Origin of the sequence: Mesorhizobium sp. B263B2A (assembly GCF_020165775.1) — a bacterium.
Lineage (GTDB): Bacteria > Pseudomonadota > Alphaproteobacteria > Rhizobiales > Rhizobiaceae > Mesorhizobium > Mesorhizobium opportunistum.
Genome location: NZ_JAIUIU010000001.1, coordinates 1,092,804 through 1,115,342 on the forward strand (window position 1 = coordinate 1,092,804; position 22,539 = coordinate 1,115,342).

24 protein-coding genes and 1 pseudogene are annotated in these 22,539 nt (G+C 60.6%); 16 read left to right on the top strand and 9 right to left on the bottom strand.

Annotated features, from left to right (window positions below):
- The first annotated feature begins 59 nt into the window (after positions 1 to 59).
- Positions 60 to 402: pseudogene (locus LB568_RS05210) on the top strand (DUF779 domain-containing protein).
- A 50-nt stretch (positions 403 to 452) separates the two neighbouring features.
- Here the strand turns inward: LB568_RS05210 and hemN are convergent.
- Positions 453 to 1,802, bottom strand: a complete 1,350-nt coding sequence (gene hemN, locus LB568_RS05215; protein ID WP_224729456.1) for an oxygen-independent coproporphyrinogen III oxidase — start codon at positions 1,800 to 1,802, stop codon at positions 453 to 455.
- A 162-nt stretch (positions 1,803 to 1,964) separates the two neighbouring features.
- On the opposite strand from hemN, the gene LB568_RS05220 reads away from it, so the two are divergent.
- Entirely contained in the window at positions 1,965 to 2,693 is a 729-nt protein-coding gene (locus LB568_RS05220) for a Crp/Fnr family transcriptional regulator (protein ID WP_140574724.1), read from the top strand.
- On the opposite strand, the gene LB568_RS05225 is transcribed toward LB568_RS05220, so the two are convergent.
- The gene (locus LB568_RS05225; protein ID WP_412033896.1) at positions 2,690 to 3,130 is read right to left on the bottom strand and encodes a hemerythrin domain-containing protein; all 441 of its coding nucleotides are present in this window, start codon (positions 3,128 to 3,130) and stop codon (positions 2,690 to 2,692) included. The genes LB568_RS05220 and LB568_RS05225 overlap by 4 nt on opposite strands.
- 207 nt (positions 3,131 to 3,337) lie before the next feature.
- Here LB568_RS05225 and ccoN point away from each other — a divergent pair, with 207 nt between their 5' ends.
- The 10 genes from ccoN to LB568_RS05275 all read left to right on the top strand — a co-directional run bounded on the left by ccoN (position 3,338) and on the right by LB568_RS05275 (position 13,622).
- Positions 3,338 to 4,948: a cytochrome-c oxidase, cbb3-type subunit I gene (gene ccoN / locus LB568_RS05230; RefSeq protein WP_140780795.1), complete on the top strand. Its 1,611-nt coding sequence runs from the start codon at positions 3,338 to 3,340 to the stop codon at positions 4,946 to 4,948.
- A gap of 11 nt (positions 4,949 to 4,959) precedes the next feature.
- Positions 4,960 to 5,691, top strand: a complete 732-nt coding sequence (ccoO, locus tag LB568_RS05235) for a cytochrome-c oxidase, cbb3-type subunit II (RefSeq protein ID WP_224729457.1) — start codon at positions 4,960 to 4,962, stop codon at positions 5,689 to 5,691.
- Positions 5,692 to 5,703: 12 nt separating this feature from the next.
- Positions 5,704 to 5,853 carry a CcoQ/FixQ family Cbb3-type cytochrome c oxidase assembly chaperone gene (locus LB568_RS05240; RefSeq protein ID WP_023764650.1) on the top strand — a complete coding sequence of 50 codons (150 nt, stop codon included), beginning with the start codon at positions 5,704 to 5,706 and terminating at the stop codon, positions 5,851 to 5,853.
- A gap of 2 nt (positions 5,854 to 5,855) precedes the next feature.
- A complete protein-coding gene (ccoP, locus tag LB568_RS05245; RefSeq protein ID WP_224729458.1) occupies positions 5,856 to 6,719 on the top strand; it encodes a cytochrome-c oxidase, cbb3-type subunit III in 864 nt (287 codons plus the stop codon).
- 173 nt (positions 6,720 to 6,892) lie between these two features.
- Entirely contained in the window at positions 6,893 to 8,452 is a 1,560-nt protein-coding gene (gene ccoG, locus LB568_RS05250; RefSeq protein ID WP_224729459.1) for a cytochrome c oxidase accessory protein CcoG, read from the top strand.
- Complete coding sequence (locus tag LB568_RS05255) at positions 8,449 to 8,946, top strand: FixH family protein (RefSeq protein WP_224729460.1); 498 nt, start codon at positions 8,449 to 8,451, stop codon at positions 8,944 to 8,946. The genes ccoG and LB568_RS05255 overlap by 4 nt, the downstream gene beginning before the upstream one ends.
- Positions 8,943 to 11,231 (top strand): cation-translocating P-type ATPase, encoded by a 2,289-nt coding sequence (locus tag LB568_RS05260; RefSeq protein ID WP_224729461.1) that lies wholly within the window; start codon positions 8,943 to 8,945, stop codon positions 11,229 to 11,231. Before LB568_RS05255 ends, LB568_RS05260 begins: the two co-directional genes overlap by 4 nt.
- Positions 11,228 to 11,389, top strand: coding sequence for a cbb3-type cytochrome oxidase assembly protein CcoS (gene ccoS / locus LB568_RS05265; protein ID WP_013897073.1), 162 nt, complete (start codon positions 11,228 to 11,230; stop codon positions 11,387 to 11,389). Before LB568_RS05260 ends, ccoS begins: the two co-directional genes overlap by 4 nt.
- Positions 11,390 to 11,591: 202 nt before the next feature.
- On the top strand, positions 11,592 to 12,698 hold the full coding sequence (gene nirK / locus LB568_RS05270; RefSeq protein WP_140574720.1) for a copper-containing nitrite reductase: 1,107 nt from the start codon (positions 11,592 to 11,594) through the stop codon (positions 12,696 to 12,698).
- Between the two features lie 54 nt (positions 12,699 to 12,752).
- Positions 12,753 to 13,622, top strand: coding sequence for an SUMF1/EgtB/PvdO family nonheme iron enzyme (locus LB568_RS05275; RefSeq protein WP_224729462.1), 870 nt, complete (start codon positions 12,753 to 12,755; stop codon positions 13,620 to 13,622).
- Between the two features lie 70 nt (positions 13,623 to 13,692).
- Here LB568_RS05275 and LB568_RS05280 read toward each other — a convergent pair whose 3' ends face one another.
- From LB568_RS05280 to LB568_RS05290, 3 genes are all read right to left on the bottom strand, one after another.
- Positions 13,693 to 14,190, bottom strand: coding sequence for a cytochrome b (locus LB568_RS05280; RefSeq protein ID WP_013897076.1), 498 nt, complete (start codon positions 14,188 to 14,190; stop codon positions 13,693 to 13,695).
- A gap of 206 nt (positions 14,191 to 14,396) precedes the next feature.
- Positions 14,397 to 15,572 (bottom strand): NnrS family protein, encoded by a 1,176-nt coding sequence (locus tag LB568_RS05285; protein ID WP_224729463.1) that lies wholly within the window; start codon positions 15,570 to 15,572, stop codon positions 14,397 to 14,399.
- A 118-nt stretch (positions 15,573 to 15,690) separates the two neighbouring features.
- The gene (locus LB568_RS05290; RefSeq protein ID WP_013897078.1) at positions 15,691 to 16,125 is read right to left on the bottom strand and encodes a pseudoazurin; all 435 of its coding nucleotides are present in this window, start codon (positions 16,123 to 16,125) and stop codon (positions 15,691 to 15,693) included.
- A 153-nt stretch (positions 16,126 to 16,278) separates the two neighbouring features.
- Here LB568_RS05290 and LB568_RS05295 point away from each other — a divergent pair, with 153 nt between their 5' ends.
- Positions 16,279 to 16,980 (top strand): Crp/Fnr family transcriptional regulator, encoded by a 702-nt coding sequence (locus tag LB568_RS05295; RefSeq protein WP_013897079.1) that lies wholly within the window; start codon positions 16,279 to 16,281, stop codon positions 16,978 to 16,980.
- A gap of 134 nt (positions 16,981 to 17,114) precedes the next feature.
- Here the strand turns inward: LB568_RS05295 and LB568_RS05300 are convergent, their stop codons facing one another.
- Positions 17,115 to 17,330 (bottom strand): DUF1858 domain-containing protein, encoded by a 216-nt coding sequence (locus LB568_RS05300; RefSeq protein ID WP_224729464.1) that lies wholly within the window; start codon positions 17,328 to 17,330, stop codon positions 17,115 to 17,117.
- Between the two features lie 165 nt (positions 17,331 to 17,495).
- On the opposite strand from LB568_RS05300, the gene LB568_RS05305 reads away from it, so the two are divergent.
- Positions 17,496 to 18,194 carry a CBS domain-containing protein gene (locus tag LB568_RS05305; RefSeq protein ID WP_224729465.1) on the top strand — a complete coding sequence of 233 codons (699 nt, stop codon included), beginning with the start codon at positions 17,496 to 17,498 and terminating at the stop codon, positions 18,192 to 18,194.
- Positions 18,195 to 18,268: 74 nt separating this feature from the next.
- On the opposite strand, the gene LB568_RS05310 is transcribed toward LB568_RS05305, so the two are convergent.
- Both LB568_RS05310 and LB568_RS05315 read right to left on the bottom strand, forming a co-directional pair.
- Complete coding sequence (locus LB568_RS05310; protein WP_140574692.1) at positions 18,269 to 18,538, bottom strand: DUF6455 family protein; 270 nt, start codon at positions 18,536 to 18,538, stop codon at positions 18,269 to 18,271.
- A 205-nt stretch (positions 18,539 to 18,743) separates the two neighbouring features.
- The gene (locus tag LB568_RS05315; protein WP_224729466.1) at positions 18,744 to 19,556 is read right to left on the bottom strand and encodes a universal stress protein; all 813 of its coding nucleotides are present in this window, start codon (positions 19,554 to 19,556) and stop codon (positions 18,744 to 18,746) included.
- A 248-nt stretch (positions 19,557 to 19,804) separates the two neighbouring features.
- Between LB568_RS05315 and LB568_RS05320 the strand changes: the two genes are divergently transcribed.
- Positions 19,805 to 21,358 carry a PAS domain S-box protein gene (locus tag LB568_RS05320; protein ID WP_412033894.1) on the top strand — a complete coding sequence of 518 codons (1,554 nt, stop codon included), beginning with the start codon at positions 19,805 to 19,807 and terminating at the stop codon, positions 21,356 to 21,358.
- A complete protein-coding gene (gene fixJ / locus LB568_RS05325; protein WP_224729468.1) occupies positions 21,345 to 21,959 on the top strand; it encodes a response regulator FixJ in 615 nt (204 codons plus the stop codon). Before LB568_RS05320 ends, fixJ begins: the two co-directional genes overlap by 14 nt.
- Here fixJ and LB568_RS05330 read toward each other — a convergent pair.
- Complete coding sequence (locus tag LB568_RS05330; RefSeq protein ID WP_318013237.1) at positions 21,956 to 22,228, bottom strand: hypothetical protein; 273 nt, start codon at positions 22,226 to 22,228, stop codon at positions 21,956 to 21,958. The genes fixJ and LB568_RS05330 overlap by 4 nt on opposite strands.
- Positions 22,229 to 22,539 lie beyond the last annotated feature (311 nt).

Here is a 22,539-nt window from a genome sequence, read left to right on the forward strand (position 1 = left end):
TTTGGCTCAAAGGCGCGGCTCCGCAGGGGGCCGCGCCCCAGGCTCGAAATCGAAAACCCATGCATGCCAAGGTCACGGCAACGCCGGCAGCGCTTGAACTGATCGCGGAGATCGTCGCCGAGCACGGTCCGGTGCTGTTCCATCAATCCGGCGGCTGCTGCGACGGCTCTTCGCCTATGTGCTATCCGCTGGACGGATTCATCGTCGGCGACCACGATGTCCTGCTCGGCCATATCGGTGACGCGCCGTTCTACATCGGCGCCTCGCAATTCGAGGCCTGGAAGCATACCGATCTCATGTCGACGTAGTGCCAGGCCGCGGCGGCATGTTCTCGCTGGACAACGGAGGGAGAAGCGTTTCCTGACGCGGTCGACGATCTGCGCTGTTCAGATCGGGATGTAGGCCCTTCACACGACTTGCCAGCCGGGAAGCATTCCTGACGCAGCCGATGTTCAGACCGCCACGGAATGTCTGGCCTTGCCGGTTTCGAAATATTTGTCGAACTTCGCCGCGACGCTTCTGACAAAGGGGCGGCTTTCGACCGGCACGACGAAGCGGTCACCGTGAAGTTCAAGCAACCGGGCAGGATCAAGAAGAGCGGTGGAACTCGCCTTGCCGAGAAGCCTTTGGCCAGCCTCGCCAAAGCGCTCAACCAGGTCGATCGCTGAAAAGCCGGAATCGCACATCAGCCGCTCGATGATCCACCCGCGAGCGCGGTCGTCGTCGGAAAAAGCAATTCCACGGGCCGAAGCCAACCCACTGTCATCCACCATGCGGCCATACTCGGCGGTCGAAGGCATGTTCTGTACATAGCCTTGCCGGAATTGGCTGATGGAAGACGGGCCGAGGCCGATCAAGGTTTCGCAGCGATCCTCGGTGTAGCCCTGAAAGTTGCGGCGCAACATCCCCGCATGCGCGGCAAGCGCCAGCGCATCGCCCGGTTTGGCGAAATGGTCGAGCCCGATTGCTTCGTATCCTTGGTCGAGTATGGCACGAGCTGCCAGTTGCGATTGGGCAAACCGCTCCTCCGGGCCTGGCAACCAGGCCTCGTCGATCATTGTCTGATGTTTCTTGAACCATGGCACATGGGCATAGCCAAAAAGGGCGATCCGGTCGGGCTCGAGCGTCAGCGCCTGCATGACGGTGGACAAGACGCTCTCCCCGGTCTGGTGCGGCAAGCCGTAGAGCAGGTCCAGGTTGACCGACTCGACGCCGCGTGACCGAACGCCGTCGACGACTGTCTTGGTCTGCAAGAAGGTCTGTTCGCGATTGATGGCCTTCTGCACCTTCGGATCGAAATCCTGGACCCCGAGGCTGGCTCTCGTCATGCCGATTTCGGCAAGCGCGTCGAGGCGGGCTTCGTCCATATCGTTGGGTTCGATTTCGACGCTGATCTTGGCGCCGGGAAGAAATGAGAAGCTATTGCGCAGAACGGCTCCCAGCGCCACCATGTCCTGTGGTTTGAGCATCGTCGGTGAGCCACCACCGAAATGGACGGCACGTACCCGGCCCTTGCCTCCGGCGAGACTTGAGACGGTGGCGATCTCCGCATGCAGCGATCTCAGATATTTGGTGACCGGTTCGTAGTGGCGTGTCTGCTTGGTGTGGCACGCACAGAACCAGCAAAGCTTGTCGCAATAGGGGATGTGCAGATAGAGCGAGATCTCGTCGCCCTCATTGAGCGCCTGCAGCCAGCCACGACAGACGGCGGCATCGACGCCCGGATGAAAATGCGGCGCCGTCGGGTAACTCGTGTAACGCGGCACGTTCTCGCCAAGCCTGGCAACTAATTCTGGCCGCATGTCGCTATCAACTCCGGAATGTTTCGCGCGATACTGCTCGCGAGGGGCAGTAGCCGCCTTGATTTCGGTCAATGCCCATTGGTTGCGGACAAACTGCCGCAAGGCTTTTTCTTGGGTCGATGCTATATCCTGACGGAACCTTTGGGTTCGCGGACGACCACGATGACAGTGCGTCAGGATGTACATAGCGCCGGCATTCCCGTGCTTTGCCAGTCATGCGAAGCGCGGCATCATGGCGTTTGCGGCGCGCTCGATCCGGACCAGCTGGTGGGCCTCGCCAAGACCTCGTCGAAGCATACCGTTGAAGCGGGCGTGGAATTGATCGGTGACGCCGAGGCCGTCGACAGCTACGCGAATGTGCTTTCCGGCGTGGTCAAGCTGATGAAAAGCCTTTCGGACGGGCGCCAGCAGATTGTCGGGCTTCAATTTGCTCCCGATTTTCTGGGCAGGCCCTTCAAGGTGGAAAGCGCGATCAACGCCGAAGCCGCAACCGCAGTCTCCCTGTGCTCGTTCCCAAAGGCGGCCATCGAACGGATGATGAAGGAATCGCCGGGACTAGAGCATCGTCTCTTCAAGCAGACGCTGAACGAACTCGATGATGCCCGCGACTGGATGGTGACGCTGGGCCGCAAGAGTGCTTCGGAAAAGGTGGCGAGCTTCCTACTCATGATCGCCAGGAACATCGACCCCACGCTTGATCCGGCCGCCCAGTCGACAAGTTTCGATCTGCCTTTGACCCGCGCCGACATCGCCGATTTCCTCGGTCTGACGATCGAGACTGTCAGCCGTCAGCTGACCCGGCTGCGATCAGATGGCGTGATCCGCATCGAGAACAATCGGCATGTCATTGTCGATAGCTTGAATCGACTGCAGCGCCGCTCCGGCGCCTAGGCCCAATCGACAAACCCAATCATCGGCAGGACATGCTCGCGCTCGAAGGCGATATGCCGGCGCAGGCTTTCAAAGAACCCGCGCAGCATGAACCCAACCGCCTCGGCATTGTCGATCGTCTTGCCGTGGCCGATCGCCAGCAACATCTCGGTCACCTCACCGGCAAAGCATTCGTCCTCGATATGCTCGGCGCTCAATCGCCTTGCTGAATCAAGATTGGCATCACTGCCGGCCAACGCCGTCTCGTAAGCGGGGAATATGACCGTCTCTTCGTATCGATGACTGTCGCGCAACAGCGGAACGATTGCGTTTGCTACCGTCAAGCATGCCAAAGTGTCGACCTTGGGCAGTGTGTCCGCGATCCTTTCCAAGGCGTCGCAGAGCTGCAGTTTTTCCAAGTGTACACGTTTCATCACCGCAGCAGACCCTGCCGGCATCGAATTTTTGCCGCCTGCATGCAGTGGAAACGGTCCCCCTCCTGTCTGCGAGTTCAACGGCAGTCTCCTGATCGTTCGCAGGATCAAGCCTGCCCAATCCAAATGCATATGACTTTGACATGGATCAAGGCGGGGACGTGCCGGCTGCGGAATTGGTGTTGCCGCGGATTGACGTCCGCGCAGGGAATTCGAGGTCGGGGAAATGTCATGAAGTTCGGCACACAAATCTTCGCGTTGAGCCTTTTTACATTCGCGGCCTTGGTGGCCGCCGGCTTCGGCGTGGACGAGCCGTTCCGGCAACACATGTGGGTGCTGTTCTTCGTGCTGCTCGGTTTTGTCGCCATCCTCATTCGCAACTCGAGCTTCGAAGTTGCCGCTCCGATCGACCCATCCGCTTACATGGACGGTCCAATCCGCTACGGCGCCATCGCCACGATGTTCTGGGGTGTCGTCGGCATGCTGGTCGGCGTGGTCATCGCGCTGCAGCTGGCCTACCCCGATCTCAATATTCAGCCTTGGTTCAATTTCGGCCGTTTGCGGCCGCTGCACACGTCCGGTGTCGTCTTCGCCTTCGGCGGCAACGCGCTGCTGTGCACGTCATTGTACGTCGTGCAACGTACCTGCCGCGCCCGCCTGTTCGGCGGCGATCTCGCCTGGTTCGTCTTCTGGGGCTACCAGCTTTTCATCGTAATGGCCGCGACAGGCTACCTGCTCGGCATCACCGAGAGCCGCGAATACGCCGAACCCGAATGGTACGTGGACATCTGGCTGACCATCGTCTGGGTCGCTTACCTCATCCTGTTCCTTGGCACGATCCTGAAGCGCAAGGAACCGCACATCTACGTCGCCAACTGGTTCTACCTGTCCTTCATCGTCACCATCGCCATGCTGCATGTGGTCAACAACCTTTCGATGCCGGCCTCTTTCCTCGGTTCCAAGAGTTACTCCGCCTTTTCCGGCGTCCAGGACGCGCTGACGCAATGGTGGTACGGCCACAACGCGGTCGGCTTCTTCCTCACGGCCGGCTTCCTCGGCATGATGTATTATTTCGTGCCCAAGCAGGCGAACCGTCCAGTCTATTCCTACCGGCTTTCGATCATCCATTTCTGGGCGATCATCTTTCTCTACATCTGGGCCGGGCCGCATCACCTGCACTATACCGCCCTGCCCGACTGGGCGCAGACGCTCGGCATGGTGTTCTCGATCATGCTGTGGATGCCGTCCTGGGGCGGCATGATCAATGGCCTGATGACGCTGTCTGGCGCCTGGGACAAGCTGCGCACCGACCCGATCATCCGCATGATGGTGATGGCCATCGCCTTCTACGGCATGTCGACCTTCGAAGGCCCGATGATGTCGATCAAGGCGGTCAACTCGCTATCGCATTATACCGACTGGACCATTGGTCACGTGCACTCCGGTGCACTCGGCTGGGTCGGCATGATCTCGTTCGGCGCGATCTACTACATGGTGCCGAAGCTCTGGAACCGCAACCGGCTCTATTCGCTGCGGCTGGTTACCTGGCACTTCTGGCTGGCGACCCTGGGGATCGTCGTCTACGCCGCGGTCATGTGGGTGTCCGGCATCATGCAGGGCCTGATGTGGCGCGAATACGACGAGCAGGGCTTCCTGGTCTACTCCTTCGCCGAGACCGTCGCTGCCATGCACCCCTACTACGTCATGCGCGCCATGGGCGGCGCCATGTATCTCTCGGGTGCCCTGATCATGGCCTGGAACATCACCATGACCATCCTCGGCCACCAGCGTGAAGAGCAACCGATGCCGGGCTCCGTTCCCGCCCTTCAGCCTGCCGAATAAGGAGCCAGAACATGGGCTTGATCGATAGACATGCATTAATCGAGAAGAACGCCACGCTGCTTCTCGTAGGCTCCCTTCTTGTGGTGACCGTCGGCGGCATCGTCGAGATCGCACCCCTCTTCTACCTCGATAACACGATCGAGAAAGTCGAAGGCATGCGGCCCTACTCGCCGCTCGAGCTTGCCGGACGCAACATCTATGTGCGCGAGGGCTGCTACCTCTGCCACAGCCAGATGATCAGGCCGTTCCGCGACGAGGTCGAGCGCTACGGCCATTACAGCCTGGCCGCCGAGTCGATGTACGATCATCCCTTTCAATGGGGATCGAAGCGGACGGGGCCGGATCTCGCCCGGGTCGGCGACCGATATTCGAATGCATGGCATGTCGCGCATCTCTCCGATCCGCGTTCCGTTGTGCCGGAATCCATCATGCCCAGCTACGCGTTCCTGAAGGACGCGCCGATCGACGTGAAGGACTTCTCGACGCACCTTGTCGCCAACCGGCGGGTCGGCGTCCCCTATGACAATGATATGGTCGCGCACGCCAATGCCGATCTGATGGCGCAGGCTGATCCCAACGCCGACACATCAGGTCTTGAGACCCGCTATCCCAAAGCCAAGATCGGCGACTTCGACGGCAACCCGCAACAGGTCACCGAAATGGATGCCCTCGTCGCCTATCTGCAGATGCTGGGCACGCTGGTCGATTTCAAGAACTACGACGAAGCCGCCGGCTATCGCTGAGGAGTTTTTCCCATGAATTACAATCTTATGCGGGAGTTTGCCGACAGCTGGGGTCTTGTCGCCATGGCGCTTTTCTTTGCGGGGGCAATTGTCTTCGCCCTGCGCCCCGGCAGCCGCAAGCTTGCGGACGAAGCAGCCCGGATTCCCCTCGAGGACGAGTGATCATGAGCGACGAACACATCGACGAAATCTCTGGCGTCTCAACCACGGGTCACGAATGGGACGGCATCCGGGAGCTGAACAACCCACTTCCGCGCTGGTGGGTCATCACGTTCTATGTCACCATCGTCTGGGCGATCGGCTACACCATCGCCTATCCGGCATGGCCGCTGCTGCACTCGGCGACAACGGGTGTTCTCGGCTATTCGAGCCGCAACAGCGTCAAGAACGAGCTGGCGGCGGCGGAAGCAGCGAAGGGCAAATACGTCGCGGCGGTGGAGTCGAAAAGCGTCTCCGAAATCGCCGCGGACGATGCCTTGCGGGAATTCGCGGTCGCGGCCGGCGGCGCCGCATTCAAGGTCAACTGCACGCAGTGCCACGGATCCGGCGCCCAGGGTTCCAAGGGCTTTCCCAACCTCAACGACGATGACTGGCTGTGGGGCGGCAAGGCCGAGCAGATCCAGCAGACGGTCACGCACGGCATCCGCTTCGCTTCAGATCCGGACACGCGCCTGTCGGAAATGCCAGCCTTCGGGGACATCATCACCGCCGACCAGATCGCCCAGGTCAGCGCCTACGTTGCCAGCCTGTCCGGCAAGGTCCGCGATGCAACTCTTATTCAACCCGGCGCCAGGGTCTTCGCCGAAAACTGCGTCGCCTGTCACGGCGACAATGCGAAAGGCAACAGGGAACTCGGCGCACCCGACCTGACCGACGCGATCTGGCTTTACGGGTCGGGCGAGACGGCAATCGCCGACCAGGTTCGCGCACCGAAGCAGGGCGTGATGCCTGCATGGGGCGCGCGTCTCGGCGAGACCAAGGTCAAGGAGTTGGCGGTCTACATCCATTCGCTCGGCGGTGGGGAATAGGTCGGGAGCCCTATTTCCTGCCCTTCACCGCCTGAGCGACGAGGCCCGGCCAGTCCGGGCCTCGATCTTTTCGGCATTCGCCGATTGACCTGCATCAACGCGGGTCGGTCCAGGCGGCGGCAATGTTGCCCAGCGCGCTCAAAATCACGGTCTGCGTGCAAGTGGAGATAGTCGTGCTGGACAAGACGCAGGTAGAACGGCTGGAAGCCGAGGCGGTCAATTCCGCCAAGACACGTCAGCCCCTCTACGCTGCGCGCAAGAAAATCTTCCCAAAGCGCGCCTCGGGCAACTTTCGCCGCTTCAAATGGCTGGTGATGGCGATCACGCTTGGCATCTACTACCTGACGCCGTGGCTGCGTTGGGATCGCGGTCCATTTGCCCCGGACCAGGCCGTGCTGCTCGATCTTGCCAATCGGCGCTTCTACTTCTTCTTCATCGAGATATGGCCCCAGGAATTCTTCTACGTGGCCGGCCTCCTGGTCATGGCCGGCGTTGGACTTTTCCTGATCACCTCGACTGTCGGCCGTGCCTGGTGCGGCTATGCATGTCCGCAGACGGTGTGGGTCGATCTGTTCCTCGTCGTCGAACGCGCGATAGAGGGTGACCGCAACGCCCGCATGAAACTTGACGCAGGCCCCTGGACCGCCCGCAAGCTGATGCTGCGCGTATCGAAGCACGCTGTCTGGCTGGTCATCGGCGCGGCGACCGGCGGCGCCTGGATTTTCTATTTCGCTGATGCACCGACACTTGTGGGCGAGCTTTTCACCGGTACCGCCGCGCCTGTCGCCTACATCACCATCGCCGTGTTGACGGCGACCACCTACACGTTCGGCGGCCTGATGCGCGAACAGGTCTGCACCTATATGTGCCCATGGCCACGCATCCAGGCAGCCATGCTCGACGAGAACTCGCTCACCGTCACCTACAATGACTGGCGCGGCGAACCGCGCTCGCGTCACGCCAAGAAGGTGCAAGCGACAGGGCAGTCCGTCGGCGACTGCGTCGACTGCAATGCCTGCGTCGCCGTTTGCCCAATGGGGATCGACATTCGCGACGGCCAACAACTCGAATGCATTACCTGCGCGCTGTGTATCGACGCCTGCGACGGCGTCATGGACAAGCTCGGCAAGGAGCGCGGGCTGATCTCCTACGCGACGCTCTCCGATTACAACGCCAACATGATGCTGGCGACCGCAGGCGGCTCCAGTTCAATCAATCCGTCGCTGGTCAGGACTGCCGTCGGCACTTTCTCCGATCAGGTGGCGCATTTTCACATTCGCAAGATCTTCCGGCCGCGCACCTACGTCTACATGGGCCTGTGGTCGCTGATCGGGCTGGGCCTGCTCTATTCGCTGCTGACGCGTGATCGGCTCGAGCTGAACGTGCTGCATGACCGCAATCCGCAATTCGTCACGCTGTCCGATGGTTCCATCCGCAACGGCTATACCGTCAAGCTGCTCAACATGATCCCTGAGCCAAGGACAATCGTCGTCACCATGCAGGGCCTGGAGGGTGCCGACATGGTCATCGTCGGCGACGACATCCCGGCCGGCCGGTCTTTCGCCATCCCGGTCCAACCCGACCGCCTGAAAACGTTGAAGGTCTTCGTTCGCCAGCCGGCGGACCAGATCCACGCACCGGCACAGACCTTCAAGTTCCGTGTCGAGGATAGAGCGAGCTTCGAGTCGAACGAGTACACCGCCACATTCAACGCGCCAGAGGCCGCCAAATGACCGCCAATGCCCAAAAGCCTCGCGAATTCACAGGCAGGCACATGCTGGCCATCATTCTCACCTTTTTCGGGGTGGTCATCGCGGTCAACCTGACCATGGCCACGCTCGCCAATACGAGTTGGACCGGCCTCGTCGTCGAGAACACCTATGTGGCCAGCCAGCAATTCAACAAGGAGGCTGAGGCCGGCCGCGCCCAAGCAGCGCTCGGTTGGACCGGCAAGCTGACCATCGCATGGGGCGAAGTCCACTACAGCCTCTCCGACGCAGCCGGCAAGCCGGTTCCTCTACACGGTGTCAAGGTGCTGTTTCGTCATCCCGCCTACGAGAAAGAGGACGAATCCGTCACGCTCGCCCTCGCCTCAGGCAAGGAATTCGCAGCGCAGCATATGCCGAAGGACGGCGTCTGGATCGTCGAAGTCGACGCCGATGCCGGCCTGGCGCGACCCTATCGCGACGTCCGCAGGATCATGATTTCTCATGGAGCGCTGCAGTGAGCTGTTGTGCACCGGGCGCTGAAATGGCGCTGGATCTGAACGGCGCCACGTCGGTCCTGCCATCCAGCCAGGAGATCAGGTTGGCGAGCCGATCGCTTGGCGACAGTCTTCGGCAGACCGACCTTTCAGTGCCGGCGGTTCATTGCGCCGCCTGCATCCAGACGATCGAGGCGGCACTTGGAAAGCTCGATCACGTCGAAAGCGCGCGCGTCAACCTGTCGACGAAACGGGTCGCGATCCGGTGGCGTGGAGACGAGGTGCCACCCTTCGTCGCCGCGCTCGGCAGGCTGGGCTACGAGGCGCATCTGTTCGCACCCGAGATCGACGACAAGGACAAGACGCTTGCCGAACTGATCCGCGCCGTCGCTGTTGCCGGCTTTGCGGCGGGCAACATCATGCTGCTTTCGGTCTCGGTCTGGTCCGGCGCCGAAGGTGCTACCCGCGACCTGTTTCACTGGGTCTCGGCGCTGATCGCCATTCCAGCCCTCGCCTTCGCCGGCGGCATCTTCTTCCGCTCGGCCTGGAACGCTTTGCGTCATGGCCGCATGAATATGGACGTGCCCATCGCGGTCGGTGTTTCGCTCGCCTACGCCATGAGCCTTTATGAGACGATCAATCATGGCGACCACGCCTATTTCGACGCGTCGGTATCGCTGCTGTTCTTCCTTTTGATCGGACGCACGCTGGATCATGTGATGCGGGAGCGTGCCCGGACTGCCGTGAAAGGCCTGTCTCAGCTGGCCGCGCGTGGCGCCATGGTGCTGCGCGGCGACGGCGCGCGCGACTATCTGCCGGTCGGCGAGATCGAACCAGGCATGCGGTTGTTGATCGCGGCCGGTGAGAGGATCCCCGTCGACGGCAAGATCATCCAGGGAACGTCGGATCTCGACTGCTCGCTGGCCTCAGGCGAAAGCACGCCGAAAAACGTGGCGCCGGGCGAAGCGGTACAGGCCGGCGTGCTCAATCTTACCGGCCCGCTGACGATTGAGGCGGCAGCCGCCGCAAGGGATTCGTTCCTGGCGGAAATGGTCAGGTTGATGGAGGCCGCCGAGGGCGGCCGCGCGCAATATCGCCGTATCGCCGACCGCGTTTCAGCGCTTTATGCCCCGGTGGTCCATCTGACGGCGTTTGTGACATTCCTGGGCTGGATAGCGGCGACCGGCGACTGGCATCGGGCGATGACGATCGCCATCGCCGTCCTCATCATCACATGCCCGTGCGCGCTTGGCCTCGCGGTGCCGATCGTGCAGGTGGTCGCCGCAAGGCGCCTGTTCGAGAACGGCATCATGGTCAAGGACGGCTCCGCCATGGAACGCCTGGCAAGTGTGGACATTGCGGTCTTCGACAAGACCGGAACGCTGACGCTTGGCCAGCCCCGGCTCGTTAACGCGCCGTCGATCGATCCCGCCATGCTGGCAATCGCAGCCGACCTGGCGGCGCACTCGCGTCATCCGTTTTCAAAGGCCATGGCCGGCTTTGCCATTCCTGGCGGGCAGCTCAAATTCGATGCCGTCACCGAGCATCCGGGATTTGGAATCGAGGCCACTGACGCGGCAAGTACCTGGCGACTGGGCCGACGCGGATGGGCCGGCTGGAAGGCTCGAACCGGCGGTGAGGGCAAACACGGCTACGGCGGAACGGTCTTGACGAGAAACGGAATGATCGCCGCATGCTTCGTTTTCGAGGATGCATTGCGCGCCGACGCCAGAGCGGCCATCGATCAATTGAGCGACGCCGGGGTTCCCGTGGAGATGCTGTCGGGCGATACCGCGGCAGCCTGTGCCGAGGTTGCGAAGTCACTCGGAATCCACGACTTCGTTCCGTGCCTGCTGCCATCCGGCAAGCTCGAGCGCATCGAAATCCTCGCGAAAGTTGGGCACAGGGTTCTGATGGTTGGCGACGGCCTCAACGACACGCCGGCGCTGAGCGCAGCGCATGTCTCCATCGCACCGGCCACCGCCGCCGATGTTGGCCGCAACGCCGCGGATTTCGTCTTCCTGCGTGAAAGCCTCGTGGCGGTGCCGCTCGCGCTGGACGTCTCGCGCAAGGCTGGAAGCCTGATCCGGCAGAACATCGCAATCGCAATCGTCTACAATACGGTGGCAGTACCGATCGCCATACTTGGGCACGTCACGCCCTTGATAGCGGCAATTGCCATGTCCGCTTCATCACTGCTCGTCATCGGAAATGCGTTGCGACTACGAACCTCCGAGCCCATTTCACAGGCCAAAAATGTTCGCCGCGACGGGCTGTCCGACTTCAACGAACTGGCCCGGTCGTCATGACCACCCTCACCTATCTCATACCCGTCGCTCTCTTTCTTGGCGCGCTTGGCTTGGGCGGCTTCCTGTGGGCGTTGAAAAGTGGCCAGTATGAAGATCTCGACGGTGCAGCCGAGCGAATTCTCATCGATCCAGAAGAGAAAAAGCGTCCACTGATCTAAGATAATCGTTGGTGACAGCTCTCCTTTGGAAGAAGACCGAGACACCAACCTCTCCACCTCAATCGTGGCGCGCGAGATCGTTGTATTCCAGGCTGTTATTTCTCCGATTAATGCCCATCAATTTGCGCCAGCGCAAAGAAACCCTGCGTCAGGTCCTGTAGCTTTCTTCTCATCCGCAACGGTCGAGACACAGGAGATTGACATGATCACGCGACGCGAAGCCCTCTTCGGAGCAGCGCTCGGCGCTGCCGCCGTTGCGGCACTGCCGGCATTGTCGGCAACGGTCACAAAGGCGGAGATCCGCGGGCTGCCCCGTGAAAAGATCACGCTCGTGGCACCGCCTTTTGTGCATCCGCATGACCAGATCGCCAAGGGCGGCCCGAAGATCGTCGAGTTCACCATGACGATCGAGGAAAAACCTGTCGTCATCGATGCCGACGGCGCAAAGCTCAACGCGATGACCTATAACGGCTCGATCCCGGGCCCGCTGATGGTCGTGCACCAGGACGACTACCTCGAGCTGACCCTCATCAATCCCGACACCAACTCGCTGGCCCACAACATCGACTTCCACGCCGCGACCGGCGGCCTGGGTGGCGGGGGCCTGACCTTGATCAATCCGGGCGAACAGGTGACCCTGCGCTTCAAGGCGACGCGGACGGGAACGTTTGTCTATCACTGCGCCCCTGGCGGCGCGATGATCCCCTGGCACGTCGTGTCCGGCATGAACGGTGCCGTCATGGTGCTGCCGCGCGACGGGCTGAGGAACGACAAGGGCGAACCGGTCAAGTACGACAAGATCTTCTACATCGGCGAGAGTGACTTCTACATTCCGCGCGACGAGAAGGGCAATTTCAAGAGCTACGAATCCGCCGGCGACGGCTACGATGACACCGTCAAGGTGATGCGTGGGCTTATTCCGACCCATGTGGTGTTCAACGGCAAGGTCGGATCCCTGACCGGCGACAACGCCATGAAGTCCAAGGTCGGCGAAACGGTGCTCATCGTCCATTCTCAGGCCAATCGCGATACGCGGCCGCATTTGATCGGCGGCCACGGCGATTATGTCTGGGAACTGGGCAAATTCGCAAACCCGCCGGCCAAGGATCTGGAGACTTGGTTCATCCGCGGCGGTTCTGCGGGGGCGGCGCTCTACACATTCCTGCAGCCGGGCGTCTACGCCTACGTCAATCACAATCTGATCGAGGCCGTGGAACTCGGAGCAACCGCTCACTTCAAGGTCGAGGGCGATTGGAATGACGACCTGATGACGCAGGTCGAAGCACCCAAGCCCATCGCCATCAACTGAACGGCACTTTCAATTTGCCCGGACAGCAATGCTGTCCGGGCATGGACAAAAGACATGTCGGCTTTCATCCTGAAACTCATGCCGATCGCCATGATGGCCGCAGCCGTGCCGGTTGGGCTATCGATACAGGCAGCCAGTGGCCATAGACGGTCCCATGTCGCTGCCATGACGGTCAGCCTGCTTCCAGGTTCGATCATCTATCCGATGCCGGGCGAGTACCTTAGGGGCGGACGCCCGCAAGCAAATCCCAAAGTCGAGCGGCAACTCAACGGTCCGCTCGAGATCATGACCTATCAGGTCAGCGCTGCCGACTACGCGGATTGTGTGTCGGCTGGCGCCTGTCGGCCGGCGGAGGAGACCCGCTCAATCCCGCGCGATGCACCTGCAACAGGAGTGAGCTACCTCGACGCCGTTGCCTACGCCCGGTGGTATTCTGATGTGACCGGCAGCCTGTGGCGGCTGCCATCCGACGAAGAGTGGGCCTTTGCCGCGGCGGAGCGGTTTGCTGGGGAATTCGAGGGTGTCGAAAACGATGCCGACAACCCGGCCAGACGTTGGCTCACCAGCTACCAGGCAGAGCTTGACCTCAATCGCAAACCGAACCCGTTGCCAAGGAGCCGGGGCTCCTTTGGTGTGAATTCGCGCGGCCTGGCCGACTTCTCCGGCAACGTCTGGGAGTGGACTTCGACTTGTTATGTCCGCACGACGCTGGCCGAAGACGGAAGCGGTGTTGCGAGTTCGGTCGACAATTGCGGCGTCCACGTCCTCGAAGGCCTTCACAGAGCCTATATGTCGAACTTCGTCAGCGACGGAAAAAGCGGAGGCTGCGCTGTTGGCCTGCCCCCCGACAATCTGGGGTTTAGGCTGGTTCGGGATCGCCCTGGCTGGGCGAGCGATCTGCTCTCCCATTTGGGCATGATCTGACGGCAGGCGCCGTCAGAGTATGCCCAACAGGCCCGGCTTTGACGTGGGCGACAAATTTGCCAGACCCGTCCTACCGACCGGGCGACAGCATCCGCTTCAGCGTGCCGTCGCGAAGCCAGTACTGGTGGAACAGGGCCGCCAAGGCATGAACCGAAATCAGGACGATAAACACCGGCTTGCTGAGCGAATGGATGTCGCCCCACGGATCGCCAATATAGAAAGCGAGGAGTCCAACAATCGGCGTTGCGAGCAAGAGAAGATAGAAAAGGCCGTGCGATCCACGCGCGGCGATCCGCATCCAGGCGGGCCCGCGGTCCGCCGGGCGAGGAGCACCGGATATCAGGCGCATTGTGAGCCGGACGAACACGAGCGCCAGGATCGAAATCCCCACCCAAAAATGAGCAGAGCCCAATGTCTGGTCGGCAGGAGAGACCGCGGCTCCATTTTCGGCCGCGTCGACCACGGTTGTCATGCTCTCCCCGAACAACAGTTGGAACAACACCAGCGCCGCTATGATCCAATGAAGCGCAATTTGGTAAGATGAATAGCCAATCCTGGTTTCCGTCATGTGACTCCCCTGATGATTCAACAGCTGCGCAGTCGCGATACTGAATAGCCTGGAAACCTCGGCACAATTGGGCTCGAATCCTCCCGGAATTGTGGCCGGAAGCTTACGCATTTGTAAGCCGACGGGCATGCGTGTCATGAAAGCACAGCCGCCGCCCTGCCGCCTTGACTGTAGCGGCAGGGCTGGTCTCACAGTCTCTTTCGTCGCTACCTGGCCTTTTGCGTCGTCAAGGCCATGCCGTAAGTCAGGAGGAAGCCGACATACGCCAGAATCCATGCAGCGCCCGCGGCATGAACGATCCCGTCATAGGGGATAAAAACAGCAAGTATGCGCAACATGGCTGCGATGAGGATCGCGGCGAAGACAACAATCGCTTGCGGTCCGGCCCGTAGTTGCCGACCGGTATGGCCAAGGGTGGCGCGGGCCATCACCGCGATCGTCATCGAGCCGACCGCGCCGGCGCCCAAAGCATGGAGTCCTGCAGCAACCGGCACCATCGCAGGCAAGAAAATCGACGCCGAAATCAGCCAAAGTCCAACCGGCACGAAGGCGTATGCGAGGTGAAGAATGAGAACGAGCGGATCCCGCAAGGTGCGATCGCCAGCCCATCGCGCCAACCGCCATGCCTGGCTGGTGGCGGCGGCCGCCAGGAGCAGCCCGGAGATATCGTTGTCGGGGGCGAACGTCCAGGCGCCCAGAGCGATGGCTGAAATGGTCAGAGATGCAATGTCGAAACGGTCGAATGGCGTCGGCAGCCTGCCAGGATTTTCGCGCACGAGCCAATTGCGCGTGAAGCTTGGAATGATGCGTCCGCCGATCAGCGAAATGAGCAGGATCGCCGCGGACATTCCGAGCCTGCGGCTGATGTCCGACGTGCCCTGGACATGGGCCTCGATGTGGAACGCGCCGTTGGCGCAGGCCATCACGACAAGCGGCAGCAGCACCTTGAGGTTGCGCCAGTTGCGTCCGGCGATGATTTCGAGGGCGGCGGCGGCAGCCACCGCGAACAGAAATGAACCGTCGATCACCGCGGCTGCTTGCCAGCCGATGTCAGCCGAGAAGAAGACAGCGGCGCGCCCGGCAAGCCACAGGACAACCAGCGCCAGCAGCGGCAAGCCCTGTACGGGCAGCCGACCAGTCCAATTGGGGATGGCGGTCAGCAGGAACCCGGTAACGATCGCCGGCAGATAGCCGAACAGCATCTCGTGGATATGCCAATCGATCGGAACAAATACACTGTGGGCCTCGAGCTCGCCCGCATAGATCGGTAGCCAGAGCAGAATCGAGAGCGCGGCATACAGGGACCCAAGGAAGAAGAAGGGCCGGAACCCGTAGGAAAGAAAGGCGGGGCCGGAATAGCGCCGCAGACGTGCAATTGCCATGACTTGTGTCCTCAGATGACTTGTATCCTCAAATAAAAAGAGCCGGATGAACCGCCGCCCTCGGTCCATCCGGCCCTTGCCCACTCCGACTTGCGGCGAGCAGGCTGTCTGATTGCGGCTAGTTGGCCGCAACCTGGGTGAACAGGTCGGCGAACACCGTCTTTGCCTTGCCTACGTGCTTGACCGCTTTCGCCGCATCCAGGTTTACCGGCTTACCGACAACGATCAGAGCGACCATCCCCATGCCATAGTGGGGCGCGCATTTGACGCCGTAGACACCTTCCTTGGTCAGCGTAACGGTGATCTCCTCACTCGGCTTGCCCTTGAACGGCTCGGCGCCATCCGGAATCATGCCCTTGATCGACTCGGCGTCATGGGTCTTGTCGGTCGGCACGAACTTTACGGTGTCGCCGGGTGCGGCCTTGACGAAGGCCGGCTGGAAAACCATGGCGCCTTTTTCGCCCTTGTTGAGCATCTGCACGACATGCTCTTCCGCGCTTGCGCCGCCGGCGAGCGCGAGGAGGGAGATTGCAGCAGCGAGGAAGAGTTTCATCGATTTATCCTTTGTCTCATGTTCGCGGCATTGCGCCGTTCCACGTCATTTAGCCCGATGCGGCTGCGAACAATTTGCGCTGGCGCAAACTCGCGCTAAGAAAGGTTTGCCGCGCGATTGGCGCAGCGTCTCGGGGTCGTGAGGAAATTCGTTTTGGCTGCGCTGGACCGATCGCTGATATCGCAGCTGCCGCTCTTCCAGGGGATGGCTCCCGAAGAGCAAAACGAAATCCTCAGAAGCGCTCGATCGTCACGCTATGCCAAGGAGTCTGCGATCTTCGAGCAGGAAAGCGAGGCCCATTCGTTTTTCGTGCTGATTTCGGGTCACATACGGGTCGTCCGCACCACGCCGGATGGACAGCAGGTCATCGCCAGATACATCAGCGAAGGCGAGATCTTTGGCGTCGCCGCCGCGCTGGGCCGGACAACCTATCCCGCAAGCGCCGTCGCTGCGGTCGACTGCGTGGTGCTGGCCTGGTCCAACGTACTCTGGCCGGAGCTGGTGCGACGATTTCCGGCGTTTGGAGCAACCACCTACAAGACCGTCGGTACCAGGCTGCAGGAGACCCAGACACGGGTGGTCGAGATGTCGACGGAGCAGGTCGAGCAGCGGGTCGCGCATGCGTTGCTGCGTTTGGCAAACCAGACCGGCCGAAAGACCGACATCGGCATCGAAATCGACTTCCCGATTTCCAGGCAGGATATTGCCGAGATGACAGGCACGACGCTGCACACGGTAAGCCGTCTGCTGAGCAAATGGGAAGACATCGGAATAATCGTCAGCGGACGCCAGAAAGTCACGGTCAAGGATGCGCATCGCCTCGTCGTTCTCGCCGAGAGCCGAGCCAAGGGGTGATCCTCACCGTTCTCCTCGAACGACTGATTCCAGGTCTAAAATAAATCGGGTTTCGTCGACCTGATGCTCGCGGCATGCTTCGGCCACGGTGTGGAAAGCGCCGATCGGACAGCCGACGCAAAGCATGGTGATCCTCACCGTTCTCCTCGAACGACTGATTCCAGGTCTAAAATAAATCGGGTTTCGTCGACCTGATGCTCGCGGCATGCTTCGGCCACGGTGTGGAAAGCGCCGATCGGACAGCCGACGCAAAGCATTCTGTAGCTCACGACCACCGGCACCGTTGCCGGCCATTTTCTCATGATCTCGTCCACGACCATGTCGGGTCTGATAGAACCGGACTTCTTCACGGTCGCCTCCGCAGTTGAAAGTGTCGTCATACATCCCGGCAACCCTGCGGTCGTTGCGCTTTCGCAACCTGCCGCCGACGTTGCCGATCCCTGAAAGTGATTCAGATCAAGGACGCCGCGAGCAAGACTTCGTTATGCGTGGGGAAATTATTTTAGGAGGCAGCCATGCAAGCTGAAGCGATAATGACCACGCCGGTGATCGCGGTTGACCCGTCTGCGTCAGTCGCCGATGCGGCAGCACTGATGCTCGCCAACAAGATCAGCGGTCTTCCCGTCATTCGAAACGATGGTGAACTGATGGGTATTGTCAGCGAGGGCGACTTCCTTCGCCGCCGGGAATTGGGCACGCAGCGCAAGCGGCCACGCTGGCTGGAATTTCTCATCAGCCCGGGAAAAGCTGCCGAAGAATATGTCCTGGCCAACGGACGGCGGATTGAAGAGGTGAGGAGCGAAAGTGTCGTCACGGCATCCCCGACAACTTCGCTTGCGACAGTCGTCGAACTGATGACCCGGCACCACGTCAATCGCATTCCTGTCCTTGCCGAGGGAAAGGTGGTTGGCATCGTCACGCGCTCAGATCTGGTTCGGGCGTTGGTGGGTGTTTGGTCAAGCTCGACATCGAACACCGCCAGCGACGAGCAGATTCGACAAAACATTGTCGCGGAACTTTCGGCACAGAAGTGGGCTCGAGCCGATACGATCGACGTCGCCGTGGAAAATGGAGCGGTCGAACTGAGCGGCGCCATCTTCGACGAACGCGAACGTCAGTCAGCGATTGTGGCCGCGGAAAACGTCCCCGGTGTCAAAGCGGTGAAGGACAATCTTTTCTGCACCGGACCGACGTCCGTACTTCTTGTTTCATGAGCTCTAGGGTGAACTCGCTCGCGGCTTTCGCCACCCGCGTTCATTTCATTTTGCTGTCCGGACGAGGTGAACGACTATCGGTCGCCAGACACGTGTTGCAACCGAGCGACCAGGTCACTGTTGCGGCAATAGGCTGGCGGCTCGTCAGCTTGGTGATGTTCGTCGAGCCAGGTCGAGCATTCGTCTTGATGACCGCAGGCACGGCAGCGGTTTGCCGCCCGGTTGGTGACAGCCGCGTGATCCGGCACGACCTTCAATTGCCTGTCGACGCCCAGTGTCCGCATCATGCGGCCCATCAACGCCGTCCTGGCGTCAACCGAAATCAGATAGTCGAGAAAGGTCATGTGGTTTGCTCCTGCACATGCCCATCATTGCCCGCAGGCAGCGCCATCACATTGATCTCGGTCAACAAACTGCTTCGTCGGCATCCGGTCCCCCGCTTCCGATCTCCGAACCAGCAATTGTGATCACGGTCAAAGGCTCTCTTGAAGGATCGGTTCGATCCGGACCGTGACTTCGTGCCCTGCGGTTGTAAGCCAGGCTATTGGCTCAGTACGACATGAGCCGATTGATGCCGCTCTCCCGAAGCAGTGTTCGGGTGATGCCGCCGAACGCCCATTCCTGCAATCGGCTGTGACCATAGGTGCCAGAGACGATCAGATCAGCGCGGATCGAGCGCGCGAACGCCACGAGCCGTTCTGCTTTGGCCTCGCCTGTAAGTATTTCCGTCCTCGCCATGATGCCGTGGTGCTCGAGATAGACCGCCACGTCCGCCAGGTTGTTGCGGACACTGTCATCGGCATCGTCCTCTATCGTGGCGACGACCACCTCATTGGCCTTCGACAGAAAGGGTAAGGCATCAGCGATCGCCCGGCGCGCCTCCCTGGCATCCTTCCAAGCGACGAGGACGGTCTTTGCCAAGACATGCTCGACATTGTCGGCTGCGACAAAGACGGGCCGCCCGCTGCCAAGTGCCAGACCACCGACATCGACGGCGCGGAAGACATTACCGCCTTCACCACCGCCGGTCACGATCAGGTCAACCGCGCGTGCGGCAGTGCTAAGCAGGCGGGTCGGACTACAGACCTGCTGCATCCATTCGCTGCTGACGGCGGACGGAACCAGCCGCTCGAATTCGCCGCGCAGTTCGGCGAGGCGTTTTTCGATTTCCGTCCGCTGGATCTGCATGACCTCACCTTCGTAGACCAAACCCTCGCCGGTTCGGACCAGTGGCGGGACATCCGCGGCGGCCAGGCCAATCAGATGAGCGTCAAAGCGCTCGGCAAGACCCGCAGCGAGCTTCACAATGGGCGCCGGATCCGCGTCTACTGCGAGATTGACGACTATCGACCTGTAGGACATGAAAACTCCTCGCGCTGAAGACGGTGGAATGCCTTGCGAAATTGCACGCTTCGGCCTCCGACACCTTGATGCGGGTCAAAGGACGGCGTCTTGATTGTCGCGGCGGTGGCGCGATTCTACTCGTTCCAGAGCGGTATGCCTGAGAAGGGATGAGTGCTACATCAGCCGGCGTTGCCGGTTCTCAAATCCAAGGGCTGCATGTGAGCAAGAAGGCGCGAGTCCCATCTGGCCGCGAAACCGCGGCGGCAGTGCTTTCCGATGGTAAGCGCGAGGAAAAGCGCGGCGCCGCGGAACATGAGCTTCTTGCCCTGATGTTTGAGCAAGCTCCCGGGTTCATGACCTTGCTGAGCGAGCCCGGCCATGTTTTCCAATTGACCAACGCCGCCTATCAACGCTTGATCGGTCATCGGCAGGTCATCGGAAAGCCGGTGCGGGAGGCCTTGCCTGAGCTTGAGGGTCAGCGCTTCTTCGAACTGCTCGACCAAGTAAGCGAGACTGGCGAGCCTTATGTCGGGCGCGGTGTCAAAGTCGTCCTTCGCAATCCCAAAGAGGGAACCACGGAGCAACGCATCCTCGACTTCGTCTACCAGCCCATCAAGGCTGATGACGGACGCATCACCGCGATCTTTGTCCAGGGCACGGATGTCAGTGACCTTTCCTTCGCCAACGCAGCCCTCCAGTTGCGCGAGGACCATCTGCGGTCAATTCTGGCGACGGTTCCCGATGCCATGGTCGTCATCGACGAGCAGGCTCGCATTCAATCCTTCAGTGCGGCCGCCGAAGCTTTGTTCGGCTACAAATCCAGTGAAGTCATTGGTGCGAATGTCAGCATGCTCATGCCATCACCCTATCGGGAGGAGCACGACGGGTACCTGCAGCGCTATCTGACCACGGGAGAGCGCCGGATTATCGGTCTGGGCCGAACGGTGACCGGGATGCGCAAGGATGGATCGACATTTCCGATGGAGCTCGCTGTCGGCGAAATGCATCCGGGAACCGGCCGGTTCTTTACCGGCTTCTGCCGCGATCTCACCGAACGACACAAATCGGAAGCCAGGATCCAGGAGCAGCAGCAGGAACTGCTTCATATGGCCCGCTTCACTGCGCTTGGCGAGATGGCTTCGACGTTGGCGCATGAGATCAACCAGCCACTGACAGCCATCACCAACTATCTCAAAGGCAGCCGCCGGCTTCTCGAAAAGAGCAAGGACGATAACGCCGAGATGTTGCGTGAAGCCGTTGAAAGAGCAGCGGAGCAGGCCTTGCGGGCTGGAGACGTCATTCGGCATCTTCGGGATTTCGTCGCTCGCGGCGAGAGTGAGCGTCAGGTGGAGCGGTTGGCTACGATTATCGAGGAAGCCTCGTCGCTTGCTCTGGTGGGCGCCAGGGAAGCTGACGTGCGCGTCAGCTATGAGCTTGACCCGGCGGCTGAACTCGTTTTGACCGACCGTATCCAAATCCAGCAGGTTCTGCTGAACCTGATGCGCAATGCGGTGGAGGCTATGCAGGGAGCGCCGCGCCGTGAGTTGCGGGTGGTTACCAGAACACGAGCGGACGGAATGGCGGAGGTCAGCGTGAAGGATACGGGCCCAGGCTTGGCGCCAGAAATTTCGGCACAACTGTTCCAACCCTTCATCACCACAAAAAAACAGGGCATGGGTGTGGGCCTGTCCATTTGCCGCACTATCGTCGAATCTCACGGCGGTCATATCTGGGCTGAGGCAATGCCAGGCGGGGGAACCGCATTTCGGTTCACCCTGCGCATTGTCGAAAAGGACGAGGTCGCTAATGGCAGGCAATGATGTCGTGCACGTGGTCGACGATGACGTCGACGTTCGCAAATCGCTGGGATTTCTTCTTGCAACGGCCGATTTTGCTGTGCGCCTGCACGAGTCGGCCACAGCATTTTTGGCAACATCGACGAAGGACATAGACGGCTGCATCCTTACCGATGTGCGCATGCCGGGGATCGACGGTATCGAGTTTCTGCGTCAGCTGAGAGCGCGCGGGCGCACTGTCCCTGTGATTGTCATGACGGGTCACGCGGACGTTGCGCTGGCGGTTCAGGCGATGAAGGAGGGAGCTGCCGATTTTATCGAGAAACCGTTCGACGACGAGATCCTTATCAATGCAATCCGCCTGGCTCTGGACAATCGCAGTCATGCGGCGGTCGCGCATCCGCAAGCCTCCGAGATCCGGAAAAGTTTGTCCACGCTTTCGGAACGTGAGCGGCAAGTGCTTGATGGTCTGGTTTTGGGCCTGCCGAACAAGACAATCGCATACGATCTTGGCATAAGCCCGCGAACGGTCGAGATTCATCGCGCGAATGTCATGAGCAAGATGGGCGCGGGCAGCCTGTCGCACCTCGTGCGCATGGCTATGATCGTCGACTCCACGCATTAAGCAGGAAGTGAATTTGTCTGCTTGTGTTCTGGCTTCCAGTGCCGCCAGTGGGTCGGCCGAATGTCAACGCGAGCACCGGTGGCAGCGTCCTTCCAGCCTTCCTTACCTTTTTCACAGGGGAATACGAGCGTGTGCAGGCCGTCATCATCGATGACGGCCAGTTCGAGGTTACGGCCATATGGCGCGCTTGCGATCGGATTCCACATCGCGCCACTGTGAAAGAAGGACCCCTGCAGCGCTTTGATTTGAATCATTTTCGCGGCGGCCAAATGCTATTTGCAATGATGGGTTGGACCCGGCCAACGTGGCAGTGCTCAGACATGCTTTTGCGCTTGGAAGTCCGTTCTTCGAACTGGAGGAAGTGAAGTCACTTCGCCGAACCGTCGAGCGCGCTAGCAAAAATTGACCTGGCTCAATGCGAGCCCACCTTGCCGCTGCAAAGGTGACGCCAAGAGCTTCGACCAGCTCTCGCGGCCACTCGGCTTTTTCATTCAGGAAGGTTTGACATGAACTATCAGCGGTTCTTCGAGGAAGCGATCGACCAGCTCCATGCCGAGCGTCGTTATCGCGTCTTCGCCGA

Bases quoted from the DNA above. Each gene is read 5' to 3' on its own strand.
- LB568_RS05290 (WP_013897078.1), bottom strand. From the start codon at position 16,125: ATGAAACTCTTCCTCGCTGCTGCAATCTCCCTCCTCGCGCTCGCCGGC.
- ccoS (WP_013897073.1), top strand. From the start codon at position 11,228: ATGACCACCCTCACCTATCTCATACCCGTCGCTCTCTTTCTTGGCGCG.
- nirK (WP_140574720.1), top strand. From the start codon at position 11,592: ATGATCACGCGACGCGAAGCCCTCTTCGGAGCAGCGCTCGGCGCTGCC.
- LB568_RS05275 (WP_224729462.1), top strand. From the start codon at position 12,753: ATGTCGGCTTTCATCCTGAAACTCATGCCGATCGCCATGATGGCCGCA.
- ccoO (WP_224729457.1), top strand. From the start codon at position 4,960: ATGGGCTTGATCGATAGACATGCATTAATCGAGAAGAACGCCACGCTG.
- ccoN (WP_140780795.1), top strand. From the start codon at position 3,338: ATGAAGTTCGGCACACAAATCTTCGCGTTGAGCCTTTTTACATTCGCG.
- LB568_RS05220 (WP_140574724.1), top strand. From the start codon at position 1,965: ATGACAGTGCGTCAGGATGTACATAGCGCCGGCATTCCCGTGCTTTGC.
- ccoP (WP_224729458.1), top strand. From the start codon at position 5,856: ATGAGCGACGAACACATCGACGAAATCTCTGGCGTCTCAACCACGGGT.
- LB568_RS05305 (WP_224729465.1), top strand. From the start codon at position 17,496: ATGCAAGCTGAAGCGATAATGACCACGCCGGTGATCGCGGTTGACCCG.
- LB568_RS05255 (WP_224729460.1), top strand. From the start codon at position 8,449: ATGACCGCCAATGCCCAAAAGCCTCGCGAATTCACAGGCAGGCACATG.
- hemN (WP_224729456.1), bottom strand. From the start codon at position 1,802: ATGCGGCCAGAATTAGTTGCCAGGCTTGGCGAGAACGTGCCGCGTTAC.
- LB568_RS05280 (WP_013897076.1), bottom strand. From the start codon at position 14,190: ATGACGGAAACCAGGATTGGCTATTCATCTTACCAAATTGCGCTTCAT.
- LB568_RS05285 (WP_224729463.1), bottom strand. From the start codon at position 15,572: ATGGCAATTGCACGTCTGCGGCGCTATTCCGGCCCCGCCTTTCTTTCC.
- LB568_RS05240 (WP_023764650.1), top strand. From the start codon at position 5,704: ATGAATTACAATCTTATGCGGGAGTTTGCCGACAGCTGGGGTCTTGTC.
- LB568_RS05310 (WP_140574692.1), bottom strand. From the start codon at position 18,538: ATGACCTTTCTCGACTATCTGATTTCGGTTGACGCCAGGACGGCGTTG.
- LB568_RS05225 (WP_412033896.1), bottom strand. From the start codon at position 3,130: ATGCCGGCAGGGTCTGCTGCGGTGATGAAACGTGTACACTTGGAAAAA.
- fixJ (WP_224729468.1), top strand. From the start codon at position 21,345: ATGGCAGGCAATGATGTCGTGCACGTGGTCGACGATGACGTCGACGTT.
- LB568_RS05315 (WP_224729466.1), bottom strand. From the start codon at position 19,556: ATGTCCTACAGGTCGATAGTCGTCAATCTCGCAGTAGACGCGGATCCG.